At 63.0% G+C, this 14,446-nt stretch carries 10 protein-coding genes; 7 read left to right on the plus strand and 3 right to left on the minus strand.

Annotation, left to right across the window (positions count from 1 at the left end; genetic code table 11):
* The first annotated feature begins 74 nt into the window (after window positions 1-74).
* From ABZ860_RS27510 to ABZ860_RS27535, 6 genes are all read left to right on the plus strand, one after another.
* Window positions 75-824, plus strand: a complete 750-nt coding sequence (locus ABZ860_RS27510) for a CBS domain-containing protein (protein WP_182886635.1) — start codon at window positions 75-77, stop codon at window positions 822-824.
* Window positions 821-2,785 (plus strand): DUF2075 domain-containing protein, encoded by a 1,965-nt coding sequence (locus ABZ860_RS27515; protein WP_357225336.1) that lies wholly within the window; start codon window positions 821-823, stop codon window positions 2,783-2,785. Before ABZ860_RS27510 ends, ABZ860_RS27515 begins: the two co-directional genes overlap by 4 nt.
* 1,171 nt (window positions 2,786-3,956) lie before the next feature.
* Complete coding sequence (locus tag ABZ860_RS27520; protein ID WP_357225338.1) at window positions 3,957-5,063, plus strand: hypothetical protein; 1,107 nt, start codon at window positions 3,957-3,959, stop codon at window positions 5,061-5,063.
* Entirely contained in the window at window positions 5,060-6,289 is a 1,230-nt protein-coding gene (locus ABZ860_RS27525) for a hypothetical protein (RefSeq protein WP_357225340.1), read from the plus strand. The genes ABZ860_RS27520 and ABZ860_RS27525 overlap by 4 nt, the downstream gene beginning before the upstream one ends.
* Window positions 6,286-8,058, plus strand: a complete 1,773-nt coding sequence (locus tag ABZ860_RS27530) for an Hsp70 family protein (RefSeq protein WP_357225341.1) — start codon at window positions 6,286-6,288, stop codon at window positions 8,056-8,058. Before ABZ860_RS27525 ends, ABZ860_RS27530 begins: the two co-directional genes overlap by 4 nt.
* Window position 8,059: 1 nt before the next feature.
* Entirely contained in the window at window positions 8,060-9,397 is a 1,338-nt protein-coding gene (locus ABZ860_RS27535) for a hypothetical protein (RefSeq protein WP_357225344.1), read from the plus strand.
* Window positions 9,398-9,852: 455 nt separating this feature from the next.
* Here ABZ860_RS27535 and ABZ860_RS27540 read toward each other — a convergent pair whose 3' ends face one another.
* The 3 genes from ABZ860_RS27540 to ABZ860_RS27550 are packed head-to-tail and all read right to left on the minus strand — an operon-like array spanning window position 9,853 to window position 11,663.
* The gene (locus tag ABZ860_RS27540; RefSeq protein ID WP_357225346.1) at window positions 9,853-10,125 is read right to left on the minus strand and encodes a hypothetical protein; all 273 of its coding nucleotides are present in this window, start codon (window positions 10,123-10,125) and stop codon (window positions 9,853-9,855) included.
* The gene (locus tag ABZ860_RS27545) at window positions 10,122-10,409 is read right to left on the minus strand and encodes a transposase domain-containing protein (RefSeq protein ID WP_357225349.1); all 288 of its coding nucleotides are present in this window, start codon (window positions 10,407-10,409) and stop codon (window positions 10,122-10,124) included. Before ABZ860_RS27545 ends, ABZ860_RS27540 begins: the two co-directional genes overlap by 4 nt.
* 30 nt (window positions 10,410-10,439) lie before the next feature.
* On the minus strand, window positions 10,440-11,663 hold the full coding sequence (locus ABZ860_RS27550) for an IS701 family transposase (protein ID WP_357225609.1): 1,224 nt from the start codon (window positions 11,661-11,663) through the stop codon (window positions 10,440-10,442).
* Between the two features lie 472 nt (window positions 11,664-12,135).
* Here ABZ860_RS27550 and ABZ860_RS27555 point away from each other — a divergent pair, with 472 nt between their 5' ends.
* Entirely contained in the window at window positions 12,136-14,262 is a 2,127-nt protein-coding gene (locus ABZ860_RS27555) for a helix-turn-helix transcriptional regulator (RefSeq protein ID WP_357225350.1), read from the plus strand.
* Window positions 14,263-14,446: the final 184 nt, after the last annotated feature.

The following is a 14,446-nucleotide window of genomic DNA, read 5'->3' on the forward strand; positions in this document are numbered from 1 at the left end:
CCGTAACACATACGGCCCGCCGAGCTCCCGCCACTTGAGTGGTCTAGGGAAGCTCCCACCCGTAGGAGTAGCCAATGCTGCCGTTGAGCGGCAATCTCGACGTAACGCTACGTATCGAGCACCTCCCCAGCTCTCATCTCAGTAACCTCCTCAGCGTCTCCCCGACCGATACTGCGAAGCGCGTTAAGACACTCTTCGCTCGGTATAAGTACAGGCAACTTCCCGTACTCGCCGACCCGTCAACTCTCATCGGGGCCGTTACTCAGGAGAGCGTACTATCTGCGGATGTCTCAGGCCGTACGCCTACGCTCGCTGGTATCACTCGGCCGGCAGCAGCGGTCGCAGTAGACGAAGAAGTCCGGAAGGCATTCCCACCCGACAGCCGGCACCGCTTCGTCTTCGTTCGTGATACAGCTGGAGTAATCAGCGGAGTCGTCACCCTCTCCGACGTCCACGAGGCTCGCCAGAAATTGACCGGTCCGTATCTGTTGATCGGAGAGATTGAGCTTCGGCTCCGCAAGATACTCAGCCACATCTATCCATCGGTCAACGAACTGCGACAGGCCACAGGAAAAGCACGCATTCATACTGCTCACGAGCTTGTCCTCTGCGATGTCGAGCGTGCGTTCTCTCGGGACGAGAGCTGGGTCAAACTCGGATGGAAAATTGACTCGGAGGTCTTCATAACTGAATTGGCAACTCTGAGGCAGATAAGAAATAAGTACGCCCATTACCGTGCCGACAAGCTCTGGGAAGATGCCGACTCCAAGCAGCTCACAGGGTTTCTAGAGTGGATAGATGAGTTAGCTTCAGAATGTCTGTGAGCAACATCGCCCGACAAGGTGAGATGTCTCCTACTGCCACTATGCAGGTCGATGATTCCCTGAGCAGTAAAAAGGAAAAAATGTTCACCATTCGTTCGACCATGGTTCGCTATCCTGCGAAAAAATTGGCCACCATGTCGAAAAATGGTTCCGGTATGGATGCTTGCATGGCGCACCATCAGGGGTCTGCCCGAACCGCGCGAGCGTCGTCTTACAACGATGAGTCATGGCCCGATAGCGTTACGAATCTTGCACGGGACATGATTGCAGCGGGTCTCGGAGATATCGAAGTCCTTGTTCATTATCGGCTTCCGTTGACGAACAAGTGCGCGGACGTAGTTCTGTCTGGGGTCGACAGGCGTACCGGCAACGACGCCTACGTGATCGTCCAGCTGAAGCAGTGGGCTCATGCTGAGTTGTACGAGGACAACGCTGATCTCGTCCTGGTCTCAGGTACAGGCGACCCCAAACTCCACCCTTTGCTTGAGGTCCGTGGCTACTGCGACTACCTGGCGGACTCCATAGACGTTCTGGAGCACCGCCGCGATGCCGTCCGCGGCGTCGCCTACCTGCACAACGCGAACGACCTGGACATCCACGACCTCTACAACCTCGTAGACGACGAGCGGACCCGTCTGTTCAGCCAGAGCCGTCGTGGTCAGTTCATCGACTACCTGCGTGCGCAGTTCGCGCCCGAACCCGGTGCGCACGCCGCCGACAGGCTGCTGGCGTCGGCGATCCGGCCGTCCAAGCAACTGCTGAAGGTGGCCGCGGCCGAGATCAAGCACCGGGACCAGTTCGTCCTGCTGGACCAGCAGCGCCTGGCGTACGAGATCGTGCTGCACGCGGTGGAGAAGGCCAGGGCGGCCGACTCCAAGGAAGTCGTCATCGTCACCGGCGGTCCCGGCTCGGGCAAGAGCGTCATCGCCCTGTCTCTGCTCGGCGAACTCGCCGAGCGCGGCTATCCGGCACACCACGCCACCGGATCGCGCTCCTTCACTGAGACCATGCGCCGCCACGTGGCCAGGGGATCCACCCGCACGAAGGCGATGTTCAAGTACTTCAACAACTTCATGACCGCCAAGCCGAACAGCCTCGACGTGCTGATCTGCGACGAGGCCCACCGGATCCGCGAGACCTCGGCCAATCGCTTCACCAAGGCCGCCGAACGGACGGGACGGTCCCAGCTCGACGAGCTGATGAGCGCCGCCCGCGTCCCCGTCTTCCTCCTCGACGAACACCAGGTGGTACGGCCGGGCGAGACCGGGACCGTCGCCGACATCAGGGCGCACGCACAAGCCCGCGGTCTGGCCGTCCACCAGGTGGATCTGGACGGCCAGTTCCGCTGCGGCGGCAGCCGCACGTACGAGGAGTGGGTATTGCGCCTGCTCGGCTTGGACGGCGGCGACCCCGAGCACTGGACCGGCGACGACCACTTCGAGGTGCTTCTAGCCGAGTCGCCATACGAGCTGGAAGGGCTGCTGCGCGGCAAACTGGACGACGGCTACTCGGCTCGGATGACCGCGGGCTTCTGCTGGCGCTGGAGCGACCCCGGTGATGACACCCTTGTCGCCGACGTACGGATAGATGGTTGGTCCAAACCTTGGAATGTCAAGGGCGATCGCCCGGTCAGCAGCGCCCCTCCCAGCGCGCTGTGGGCCGCCATGCCCGGCGGATTCGACCAGGTCGGCTCTGTGTACACTGCCCAGGGCTTCGAGTACGACTGGAACGGCGTCATCTTCGGCCCCGACCTCGTATACCGGGACGGCCGCCTGACGACCGTACGCGCTGCCAGCAAGGACCCCGCATTGCTGAAAAGGTCTGTCAGCGATGAAGAGGCCGATCGGCTGATCCGCAACACATACAAGGTGCTTCTCACCCGCGGCATGATGGGTACTGTTTTGTATTCCGCCGATACCCTTACCCAACAGTTTTTCTCTAGGCTACTGCCCCCTCTGTAGTCCTGACCGCTCTGTCGCAGTTCATCAGTGCGGCGTTGAATCTCAGCTACCCCAGGCGCGGGGGAAACGAATATCGGGCGGACGCTGGATCGAACGCATGAACCGCGCTCGCGCAAACAGCAATCCGTAATCCAGCAGCTTGAAGATGGGGCAGCTTGCGAGGGCGGCGGGAGCAGCCAGATCTGGATGCCGTACGCAGTCCGGCCGAGCTGGCGGCGGCACCGGATGGCCTGCGCGAGGCGCGGGGCCTCTCGTATGCGGATCTGGAGAAGGCAGCGCGACCGGACCGGTTGCCCAAGAGCACTATCAGCAACATGCTGACTAGAAGCCGGCCCGGCACGGAGACACTGGAGCTCTTCCTACACGCCTGCGACTTCCCCTGCGCTCAGTGGCCGCCCTGGCAGGCGGCCCGTAAGAGGGCACTATTAGAGCGCGCCCCTGCAGTGCCTGGAGCTGTCCGAGTCAGTAAGGCCGTCGTTCGCGGACTCGGTGTGCTGTAGGGCGATCGCGGTCCAGGGCGCCTACGCCTCCCTACCGGGCTATGGGGGATCCCCCTTCATCACCAAGATGCAGCGCGTCCTGGATCTCTACGGTCGCCCTCCCGCCGATGGGCGGGTGATCTGTCTTGAAGAGTTCGGGCCGTTGAACCTGATGCCCCGCACGGGCAAGCGCTGCGCCCGGCGGGTTCGCCGGCCCGGTTGCGTGCCACCTACAACCGTTACAACGGCGTGATGCAAATGATCTCCGCGCTCGATCTGGCCACTGGCAGGCTGTACTACCGCGCTTGCGCTTGCAGATCCGACTACTCGCCCCATAAACACCCCTAGGTCTGCGCCTGGGCTACCGACAAGAACCTTGAACTGGTGTTCCTGCCGACCTACGGCTCCTGGTTGAACTGGTCAAGTCCGATTTCGCCGCGCTGCGCTACTACGCGGTGAAGGGCAGCGACCACCGCAGTCATGACGAGCAAAGGTGGCGATCGGGCCTACGCGCGCTGGTGTAACGCCCGAGCGGAGCCCAAGACGAACTTCGCCGCTAGTGCGCCGATTAGAAGCTGGACCAGTTATCCGGCCAAGGTTGCGTGGCGGACCACTAGCCTTATTTGTGCACCAGTTCACGACTGTTTGTACGTGAGAAGGGGGCCTTTGTGGGGTTTTGGCACACCGGATATATGGAGTTCCATGAGCCCAGCGGTGAGGATCCTGACTGGAAGCCGTCGCCGTCCAAGGCCCCTACGTTTCCCTGTCACGAATGTGGCCTGGTCTTCTCCTCCGAGCGGGATCGGCGAGCGCACCAGTTCGACGGGCACGCGATCAAGCGGCCGATCCTCGTTTTCAAGGGGCGAGAGTGCGGGCGAACCCGCCTCTTGGTCACCGCGCTTAGTACGCCTTCCGACTGGCGTGCTTCGGATGTCGCGTCGATCAGCGTCAACGGACAGCCCTCGACAGCGGACCAGGCGGCCCACTTCCTTGCCAGCACGAAGAGTGGCGTGCAGACGGTCACGGTCCGCAACGGTCCACTGGAGCGAACGTTTGAGTTCGACTTCTGCCTTGCCGAGGAAGAGGACCTCCGGTTGGTCGACCAAGCGCTCGACAAGCTCATCTCGAACCGCGAACTGAGCCTCCAGACGATCGACGCCTTCATCATGAGGGCAGGTCGAGGCGAGACTGCACGCCGTTACCGAGAAGGACTCTCGAGCTACCTGTACGGCGTCCTTCACCGCGAGGCGAGCCAAGACCGCGCGGGACCGGCGGATGTGACCGGAGCGCTGGTGTACGAGCAGCGTTACAACAGCGCTGTCTCGATCCTCGGCGCATTTGACCGTCCACCTGCCGAAGCGATCTGCGGTCTCGTCGCCCTTCATTACAACCAGTTCGGTCTGGCAGTGCGCAAGACGAATAGCCATCGTGTCTCTGACGTCGCGGCACGGTTCCGCTCAATGATGGAGGGAGCCCCGTTTGCCACGGCCAGCCTAATTGATCGGACGCACGGCAGTTTCGACGAGGCTCTCAGTGACTCAGTCACGGAGGAGCTGCTCAACGTCAGCGCAATGGCAGTTGACGGGTCTGAGTTCGAACCGCTTCACCACCTGCTCCCGGCGTTGAACGAGTTGCGACCGGCGGATCAGTTCAAGGTCCGCCTGGTTGCAGCTGAAGCCCTGCTCGCTGCAGGTGACGTCGAGGAAGCAAGCAAGCACAGCGAGGCGCTCCGGCACTCCAGAGACACTGACGCGTGGTACACCGGATTCCGCGCTCGAATGCAAGAGGTAGGACGTTGAACGAGGAAAATCAGCATGCCGCTGTCGAGCCGGCAGCACCTGCGGCCGAAACCCCGCTGTCAGCCGTCGAGCCAACGGATGTGGCCGTCGAGCAGACTCAGCCGCACACCCCGTCGGCTGAGGAGGGCAAGGGCGTGCAGCCCAAGGAGCGTGCTCCTCGCAAGCCCAAGCCGCAGGTGGACTCCGTCGAGGACTTGCTGAAGCTTGCCTATGAGTCCAACGCTCGGCTGCTTGAGTTCCCCAAGGAGTCGCTCAAGAAGCTCCCGATTACCGATGAGAGCATCACTGCTCAGGGCGCTCTCATCGCTTCTCTTTCGCCGACTGACCCGACCTTGGCGACCCCGTTCAAGCTGCTTCAATACGTGGCACGCCAGGGTGTCGATCTCAAACGCGCCGAGGATGGTGACCTTGCACGCGTGTTGCGTCGGCTGGTCGACCTTTCAATCATGGCAATGTCGAGCCACCCCGTGTTCCGAGTCTGGACGGATCAGTTGCTCGACCCCAGGCGGGAACCACAGCTCTCGCCTCAGCATGTGCGAGATGAGGCCGGCAAGGTCGACGCGGAGAAACTGGGCCTTGCGGCCGACCAGTTCAAGGCAGCGGACGGCGATCGCCTCGTCAAGAACGCCGTCGCCTCCTACGGCCTTCTTCGCGCAGTTCAGCGTGATTGGAACTTGGACCGGTACATCGACGAGTCGAACGACTCATCGTGGAAGCACGAGGTTCCTGAGGCGCCCAGCCTGGAACGTGCAGTCGGCACGATCGGCTCCAGCCGTGACCTCGATGTGCTCGGGCTTGTGGCAGCCAACTACATCGCCCGGATCGCTCGCCTCGATCGTCAAATCGCCCAACTGGAGCGGGCGGTCGACACCGCGGCAAACCGGGAGTCCAGGCTCAACGAGGAGCTGCAGGCCGCAACGGCCAGCGAGCAGGCGGCGACAGCCCGAGCCGAGGCATTCTCCGCCGACATTGTGCGCCTTCAGAAGGAGCTCGCCGCAGAACGCGACAACCGTGTAGTCGACAAGAGTCACATGGCTGACGACTACGAGACCCTCCGGACGAGGATTATTCGACGGTTGAGCGGCGAGATCGACCTACTGACCGATGGACTCCACGCATTGCGAAACGGCGCCCCGAGCGTTGCCGAAGAGTTTCTGGATCGATCTCTCCTGGCACTTGCGCGTGAAGTGGAACAACTAAAAGACGCTGCTGGAGGACTCGCATGATTGTCGGGTTCGACTTTGGCACGACCAACAGCCTCATCTCCGTCGTCGTCGGCGACCGCGTCATCGACGTCATGGATGTCGAGACCGGTCGACCGCATCCGTCGATCGTTCGATACGAGGGCGAGCAAGTCGTCGTAGGACGCGAAGCAAAAGACGCACTCGGAGCTGCCGGCATCGGCGTCCACGGAAACACCGTCAAGTCGCCTAAGTTCCTGCTCGGTGAAGAAGCAGTGGCGGTCGGTGGGGTTGATAGGAGCCCGATCGACATCGTCGCCGACGTCGTCCGCCACGTCCGGTCCGAATCATTGCGGAGCCCCCAACGGAACGTGCTCGGCGCTCTCGATAACGCCGTCGTCACGATCCCCGTCACAATGAACGGCGTACGCCGTGCAGCACTTCGAGAGGCGTTCGCCGGCGCGGGAATGGGCATCGCCCAGTTCGTACACGAACCTCTGGCAGCCCTATACGGATTCATCCGTGGGTCCCGAGACCCCGAGGAGATGGCTCGACGCCTCGCGAGACGGAATGTGCTCGTCGTGGACTGGGGCGGCGGAACCCTGGACCTCACGTTGTGTCGCGTCGACGACTCCCAGATCCGGCAGTTGCGCAACGGCGGATCGGACCAGGTCGGCGGCGACGAGTTCGACAAAGTCATCCGCGACGAGGTCGTGAAGCGCTTCCGTGCTCGAGAAGACATCGAAGACGATGACTTGGCAATCCCGGAAGCCAAACTCCGACTCCTTCAAGACGCTGAACGTAACAAGATTGAACTGTCCGCTGACCGGGTGGACGTCACCTTCTACCGACCCAGCTACTTCCAGTCCGGTGCGACGTTGCAGTACCAGCTCATCCGACAGGAACTGGAAGAGATCACGAGGCCTCTCGTGACCGCGGGAATCAACGAGATCGAGTCTCTGCTCGATAGCCTCTCGATGGCACCGGGCCAGGTCGCACTCTGTGTCGTCGTGGGCGGTATGGCGGCGATGCCCGCCATCCGAAGCAGGCTCTACGAGATGTTCGGCCCGGATCGGGTCGAGGTTCCCGCCAACAGCGCGACACTGATCTCACAAGGCGCCGCCTGGATTGCCCACGACCGTCAGAGGCTGCGTCTTGCCAAACCCATCGAGTTGGAGCTAGCACGGGGCTCGCGGATGCCGTTGTTGACAGCCGGCACCGAGATGCCGCTGGGTGGCGAGGCGAAGCATGACCGGGTGCATCTCTTCTGTGCCGACCCGACCGACGGCATCGCCAAGTTCCCGATCGTGACTCCGACGGCTCTCTCAGCGCACCCCCAGGCCAGCGAGCGGCGAACTTCGTTGGGGATCGTTGCGATCAAGGTCGATCACACGGCACCTCCATTACATGAACGACTTGAACTTGAGGTCGTTCTCGACGATGACTTGATCTTGTCGATCGAAGCGTCATCAAGTCAGGCGAACGATCGCGCGAAGGCGTCCTACTACGACCTTGAGTTCGGGCTAGGACTTCCAGACGGCGTTGTCGCCGGTGGTGATGGTGACCCAAAAGGAGAAGCTGAAGCCGACGCTGTCCCGGCGTCCGGACTCGTCGTACGCGCAAACGTGAGCCAGAGTCAGGACCAGGCCGCGGTGCCAGGCGACGTGCTCTACCTCCACAGGCCATCAGCGTTCGCGCGCCACGTGCGAGACGGTGCCACCCAAGCCCAACTGCTTGAACATCTGTACTACCAACCCTGTGCCGTCTGTAAGCGCCAGTGGGGTGACCCGGAGTGCCGTTGCGGGACGCCTTGACATGGCCAGCGCGAAGACGGCCGTTAGAGTCCTAGACCGGGGCATGGAGGTCGAGGCTGCTATCCGCAGGCCAGTTCGCCTCACGCCGAACGGCTATGCGGGTGTCGCCTATGCGGGCTCGGTATATGCCCTGCACGTCGGCGATGTCATTGAACTCAGCGGACCGAGTTGGGAGATCGCAGACTGCGATCGCTTCCTCTTCGCCGGTGCCGACATCCCCTATGCACCGACATCCGACGACGTTGATGCCGTCACCAAGGGCTTCGACATCGACTGGTATCTCGAATCGAACCAATACGGCCACTACGTCGTCTTCAACGCCCCAGAACGGGTCGCGAGCCGACTCGTGGGTGCACTGGAAGCGGCAGACCTAAGTGTTCAGCGCTGGGACGTCAGCCATCGCCCAGCCGACAACGGTAACTTCTACGACTGGTTCGCTCGCCTTCGGTTCAAGGGCGGCAGGGGCGAAGCATTGGCCCTCGTCGGTGCCGTCATCTCGCCTCCAGCAGTTGCTGAACCGGTAACGGCGCCGGTCGATCCGACAGCGGCGCGCCTCGCAGACGCGGAGGCCCGTGTTGAGGAACTCCTGGATCAGCTCTACGCGCTGAATCAACGGGCCGGGGCTGCAGAACGAGAAGTCGCACACCTGCGGGGTGCGATTGCGTCGGCGGAGGCCAATGAACGCGGTCACCGAGAAGCCTTGGCGCTGGCGGAGCGCCGACGATCTGATTTTCAAAGTCAGCTCGCGGCCCTCCGTGAGAACGTAGGCAGCGGCCCTGACACTGCCGAGCTCGTTAGGAGCCTGGCTGACGCCGAGGAACTGCGTGAACTGGCACTGGCCGAGAACGCCGTGCTCCTCGCCCGCGCCAGTTCGTCGGAACTTGAAGCCGAGGAGCAGCGCAGCCGCGCCGACGATCTTGCCGATCAGGTCGGAGCGCTGGTCGACCGCGTTGCCGAACTCGAAGCACTTGAGATGGAGCGCCTTCGGGCTGCCACCGCGAACCGTCCGCGGCGTGGCGGCGTGGCTGAGTTCCTGCCGATCGCGTTCTCCCGGTTGGACTTCATCCTAGACGCGGTCGACGTCATCGCGAACTTGGAGTCGCCGTCATCGGTTATGCGTGCTCTCGCCGAGATTGACGCCGGGCATCTTGTCGGGAAGGACTTGGAAGGAATGCCTGGCTGGTTCGAGGTCAGCAAGTTGGCGACCGGCATTGCCGGAAGCCAGCGACTTGGCCGCATCTACTACAAGCCGGACGGTGGACGCGTGCTCGTCAGCGTGCACATCAAGCAGGACGAGAAGCAGCAGAAGCGACACATCGACCGCTTGCGGGCAGTCTGAGTTATAGCTGGCGGAGCGATGCCTCGACGTCGGTGCGATTCGAACCTGAGGCTCCCCCAAGGCCGGGCAGTTAGCAGTATGTGGCTTTGGCAAGGAAGTCGGCGGGTGCATCGCGGCGGCGTAGAGGCCGGAATCGATCTTGAGGATGAGACCGGTTTTGGCCATATGAGAGCTGTCCGTACATGGTGCCGCGGGTGATGTCGCCAGGAAACAGGCGATGTCCCGGTGGCGCCAGGACCGGCCGGGATCTTCCTGGAACAGGGCCAGGACCCTTTCCCTACGGCGGTCGGTCAGTGCGGCGAGTCGGTCGTCGCGGGACGCAGTGGGAAGCGGGGGCTCGGTGGGCGCTGCAAGGACGGCGATGGTGAGAGCGGTGACGGGCTGGCTGAGGTCAGGCCGGCCGTCACCGCATCATTCCTTGTAGCGGGAAATCGGTGACTTGACCTTGGGGGTGCTCACCCGCGGGCGGCGGGGCGGAAGCAGATGAGCCAGAACGCGCCGGCCAGATGCAGCAGGCGCCGGGCATAGCCGGTCTCGCTTTCGCCGGTGGGACCCAAGAGCGCACCGATCAGGGCCCGTTTCCCGGTCTCCACCAGCGTCATCAGCTCCAGTTGGGGGCAGTCGCCATGGCCCGAGCTGCCGCGCCAGGCCCGGTTACGGGCGGTGTCGGGGGCCTTGAGCGAGCTGCAGCCGTTGAAGGAGACCGTGCGGTAGAGCCCGAATCTCACTCCGGGGGTTCGGGGCTGGGCCAGTGGCTCGCACAAGATCTCAAATAGGTGATCCTGCGGGCCAGATCGCGCAGGGGTTTGGCGGTGGGAGTCACGACCGGCAGCGCGGTCAGCGACGCTGTCAGCTTCTGCCAGATCAGGTAGTAGCCGACCTCGGGGAACAGGCGCATCACCAACAGGGAGTAGACCCCGACGCGTGAAGGGAGATCCCGCAACCGACGCTTCGTCGTACGCGTCTCATGAAGGACCGCGTCGACCAGTTCGAATGGCACGAGGGCGGCCACTTCGCCTAGTACTCCAGTGACACATTGAGATCATGGGTGGGGTCTGCGCTGGTAGTGGCATCGGCGGGCGGTGGCTTGATGGCGGCGTCGCCAATGTGACCAGTGCAGGATCTCCTCAATTCGGCGGTGTCGGGTGAGGGTGAGGGCGGCCAGCAGGCGGCGGATCTCGGGCATGGTCAAGGGCAGATGCTCCTGGTCGCTGTCGGGCTGGGATGCGGCCAGGACCGCGAGGAAGGCCAGGGCCAGCATCGCCAGGGTGATGTGGCGATACCAGCCGTCCCAGCTGCGGACCTGGTAGTGGTCCAGCCCGACCTGGCCTTTGGCGGCTTGGAAGGACTCCGCAACGGTCCAGCGGATGCCGGCGATGCGCACCAGGGCGACCAGTGGCGTCGGCGTGGGTGCGTAGCAGCGGTAGAAGGCCAGTTCCCCGGTGGTCAGGTTGCGGCGGATCAGCAGCCACCGGTGACCGGTCCGGTGGGTGTCGATGCGTGTCCAGGCCCAGGCGTACCAGCGGTGTCCCTTGGCGCCGTGCCCGGCGCTGTAGTGGTGCCAGTGCGTATCGGGGATGTGCGCGGCGATCTGGGCGGCCTGCCAGTCGACGCCCTCGCACCGCACCCGGGCCGTGCCCGCGATCACCAGCACATACCCGGTCTGCCGCTCCTCCAGCAGTCCGCGCAGGCGCGGGTCCTGGCCGTAGACCTCATCACCGCTCACCCAGGGCGCATCGATCCCGGCGTCCAACGCGGCGGCGATCATCTGCGCAGCCAGAGCGGGTTTGGTGGCGAAGGTGATCTCGTCCGGGACGCCGGCGGCTCGGCAGCGGGCCTGGTCGGCCCGCCAGGAGCGCTCGGGCAGGTAGAGACGGCGATCGATCAATGCCCGCCCCCGCGGGGTGGCATAGGCCAAGAACACGCCGACCTGGCTGTTTTCGATCCGGCCGGCCGTACCGGTGTACTGACGTTGCACCCCGGCCGATCGGCAGCCCTTCTTGAGGAAGCCGGTCTCGTCGACGATCAGTACACCGCCCGCGCCGAGGTGTTCGCTCACGTAGCCGCGGACGTCGTCGCGTACGGCCTCGGCGTCCCAGTGTGCGGTGCGCAGCAGGCGTTGCATGGTCTGCGGGCCGCTCAGCCCGGCGTGCTCGGCCAGGTTCCAGCAGTTCTTCCGCTCAACATCCGACAACAGGCCCCGGACGTAGGCATGTGCCGCGCGACGCGGCTCGATGCGGCTGAACCGGTGCGCGATCCGCGTCATCAGCTCATCGAAGGTGACGAGCCAACGGTCAGGGTCTACGCTGTCGGCCACGGCCATCACGCGATCTTCAGATGTCTTCACAAACTCCGAATGATCACGTGGTGGCCGTTCTCATGCCACCTCAACCGCGAAGATCGCGAAGTGTCACTGGAGTACTAGGTGCCCAGGCGCGAATATCCCCTCGGCCGCCGGGCGGGTGAGTTGGGAGCGGCCCTCGCGCCGTTGGCGGTGGACAGCGTCAATCGCGGCCTCGTCGATGCCGATCCTGCTTGTCAGCCGGTATGGCAGCCGTGGGGGAGCGCTGCCCGGGATCCTTCTGATCGCCGACAGCCTGGCCATGGATGGCGGTGCCCCTTATCGAGGGTGGCGGCCGTCGGAGCGACGGGTGACAGAGATGTCGGTTCCCCAAAAGTTCTTGACCTTGCAGAAACGTTGCTGAATGCTTGTCGGAAGCTTGAGGACGGAGAGTCGAATGGTTTCCGATGAGGTACGTCCATCGCAGCTGGGCCATCGTCTGGCTCAGCTCCGTGAACAGGCCGGGATCAAGCAGGCCGAGCTGGCTCGAAGCATCACGTGGAGCCAGGCCGTCCTGTCTCGTGTTGAGGCAGGTGAGAGAGCCGTATCCGCTGAGGAGCTGCAGGCGATTCTCGAGGCCATCGGTACTGAGGAGGCGGCTGGTTTGGCCCACATCCTTTCCCGTAAGTGGACGATGCTGCCCAGGCCGGCGCTCGATCACCCAGATCAGCAGCTGCTCTGGGAGGCTGAGCAGCGAGCACGTGAGCTGGACGATCTGGCTCAAAAGCCTCATGCGCATCCCGCCTTCCAGACCCGCCTAGGTGAGTACATCAACGAGATTCGTCACCTGGCAGAACTGCTTCTCCGGCGCGATCACCTGATCGCCTTCATCGGAGCGATCGGCATTGGCAAGTCCACGGCCATCTGCCGTGTGACGGGACTCGAAATCGAGGACCAGGCCGGACGCCATACCGTGCTTGAGACTGCCGGAGGCGGCACCACCCTCTGTGAAGTCCACCTGAAGGTCGGCCCTGGCCACGGCATCCGTATCGAGCCGCGTACCGAGCAGGAGATCCGCGCTTGCGTCGAGGACTTCGCCGACCTTTTCTTCAAGTCGGATCAGCCGGAAGACGCCGACGACCCCAGCGAGGGAGTCTCACGCGAACTGGCTCGCGCCATTCGCAATATGGCAGGCCTGGTGCGGCCGAAGGCCACCAAGGGCCCGGACGGTAAGAGGATCAAGGCGCCTGACCCCGCCGAAGTGCTGGCCGCAGAGTCTACCGAGAAGCGTGACTTTGTCGTGGAAGTGCTCACCCGGATGAATCTTCCCCATAGAGACCTTCGAGCTGAGTGGTGGGAGCCCTCCAAGTCCGAGAGTCCCCTGGAGTGGCTTAAGACGACCTTCGAAAACATCAACAATGGTCGACACCCAGCCTTCTCCCTGCCCGCGCGGATCGAGCTGGTCGTACCGGAACTCCTCCCCGTAGCCGGGCTTAACGTGAGCGTGGTGGACACCAGGGGTATCGACGGTCCCGGCGTTCGGGCTGACCTCGAAGCGCAACTTGAGAACCCGCACACCGTGTCGATCCTGTGCTCGGGGTTCAATGCGGCTCCGGATCAGAACGTCCAGGATCTACTCCGTCGCGCGCGCGAGATCAGCAACTCTCAGATTGATTCCCATGCCGGTATTCTCGTTCTGCCCCGCCCAGGGGAGGCGCTTGCAGTAAAGGACGAATCGGGGCTGCGGGTCGAGTCGAGCGAGGATGGTTATGAGATTAAGGCCGAGCAGATTACCGCTGCTCTCACGCAGTACCAACTCGCCCACCTGCCCGTACATTTCTTTAATGCCCTAGAGGATGACCCGGAGGATCTCAATAAGTTCGTCCACCACTGCGTCAACGCGACTCGTGCCAGATTCCAGCAGAAGCTGAGAGACGTGCTGGATCGAGCTGAATCTCTCCTGGAAAACGCGGAGAAGGAGCAGGTCAGGGAGATTCAGCGAGCGGTGGGTCGGTACGTCTCTGCTTGGATCGACCAAAAGTCGGACCTTGGTCGGATCCGCGCAAACATCCCGGATCCGCTCTTCGTGGAGATCCGCCGTGCATATGCCAGCAGTGTGCATGCCGCAGCGCGCAGGAAAGGGGAATGGCACTCGCTTAGCTATTCGCATCACCTCGGATTTGGCGCCCGGAAGATGGCCGTTGATGTCCTTCAGGACAAGGTCGCGGCTATCACGGACTACTGCAACACTGAGAGCACGGTTCGCTTCGAGGCCGAAGAATTGCTGCTGCAGACCGCTCGCCTAATCGCATCGGGATACGAAGAACTGCTGCGGAAGATGCAGCAGGCTGGCGTGAGCCTATTCGGGTCCGAACTCCAACAGGAATCTACCTTGTGGTGGCAGTGCACAAGCGAGTGGGGGCGCGGACCCGGCTACCGAGGTCGCGTCCTTGAGCACACCCAGGAGTGGTTCGGAGCGAGTGACCGGCAAGACCTTGAGGACCGCCTCGAGGAGATGCTCCGCACAGAGTGGGAAGCACTCCTGCGCCGCATCAATTCGATCTTCGAACTGGGCGATGACTGACCGTCGTTCGCGATCCGCGTACGCCGCTATGGTGGCGGCGATGCAAGTCACTCGGCACCTCGTTGGAGAGGCTGAGCCCGAAATCACCAGATCAACCACTGTGCGCTATGAGAGAGTTTCGGAGAGTCGCGTTGAATGGCTCGGGCAGGACCGAGAGCTTTTGTCAGTCCTGCCCGATACGTTC

Origin of the sequence: Microbispora sp. NPDC046973, from assembly GCF_040644495.1 — a bacterium.
In the GTDB taxonomy this organism is placed as follows: Bacteria; Actinomycetota; Actinomycetes; order Streptosporangiales; family Streptosporangiaceae; genus Microbispora.

What these genes read in the sequence shown, in the direction of transcription:
- ABZ860_RS27510 (WP_182886635.1), top strand. Translation starts at nt 75, where the DNA reads ATGCTGCCGTTGAGCGGCAATCTCGACGTAACGCTACGTATCGAGCAC.
- ABZ860_RS27520 (WP_357225338.1), top strand. Translation starts at nt 3,957, where the DNA reads ATGGAGTTCCATGAGCCCAGCGGTGAGGATCCTGACTGGAAGCCGTCG.
- ABZ860_RS27530 (WP_357225341.1), top strand. Translation starts at nt 6,286, where the DNA reads ATGATTGTCGGGTTCGACTTTGGCACGACCAACAGCCTCATCTCCGTC.
- ABZ860_RS27535 (WP_357225344.1), top strand. Translation starts at nt 8,060, where the DNA reads ATGGCCAGCGCGAAGACGGCCGTTAGAGTCCTAGACCGGGGCATGGAG.
- ABZ860_RS27550 (WP_357225609.1), bottom strand. Translation starts at nt 11,663, where the DNA reads ATGACGCGGATCGCGCACCGGTTCAGCCGCATCGAGCCGCGTCGCGCG.
- ABZ860_RS27555 (WP_357225350.1), top strand. Translation starts at nt 12,136, where the DNA reads ATGGTTTCCGATGAGGTACGTCCATCGCAGCTGGGCCATCGTCTGGCT.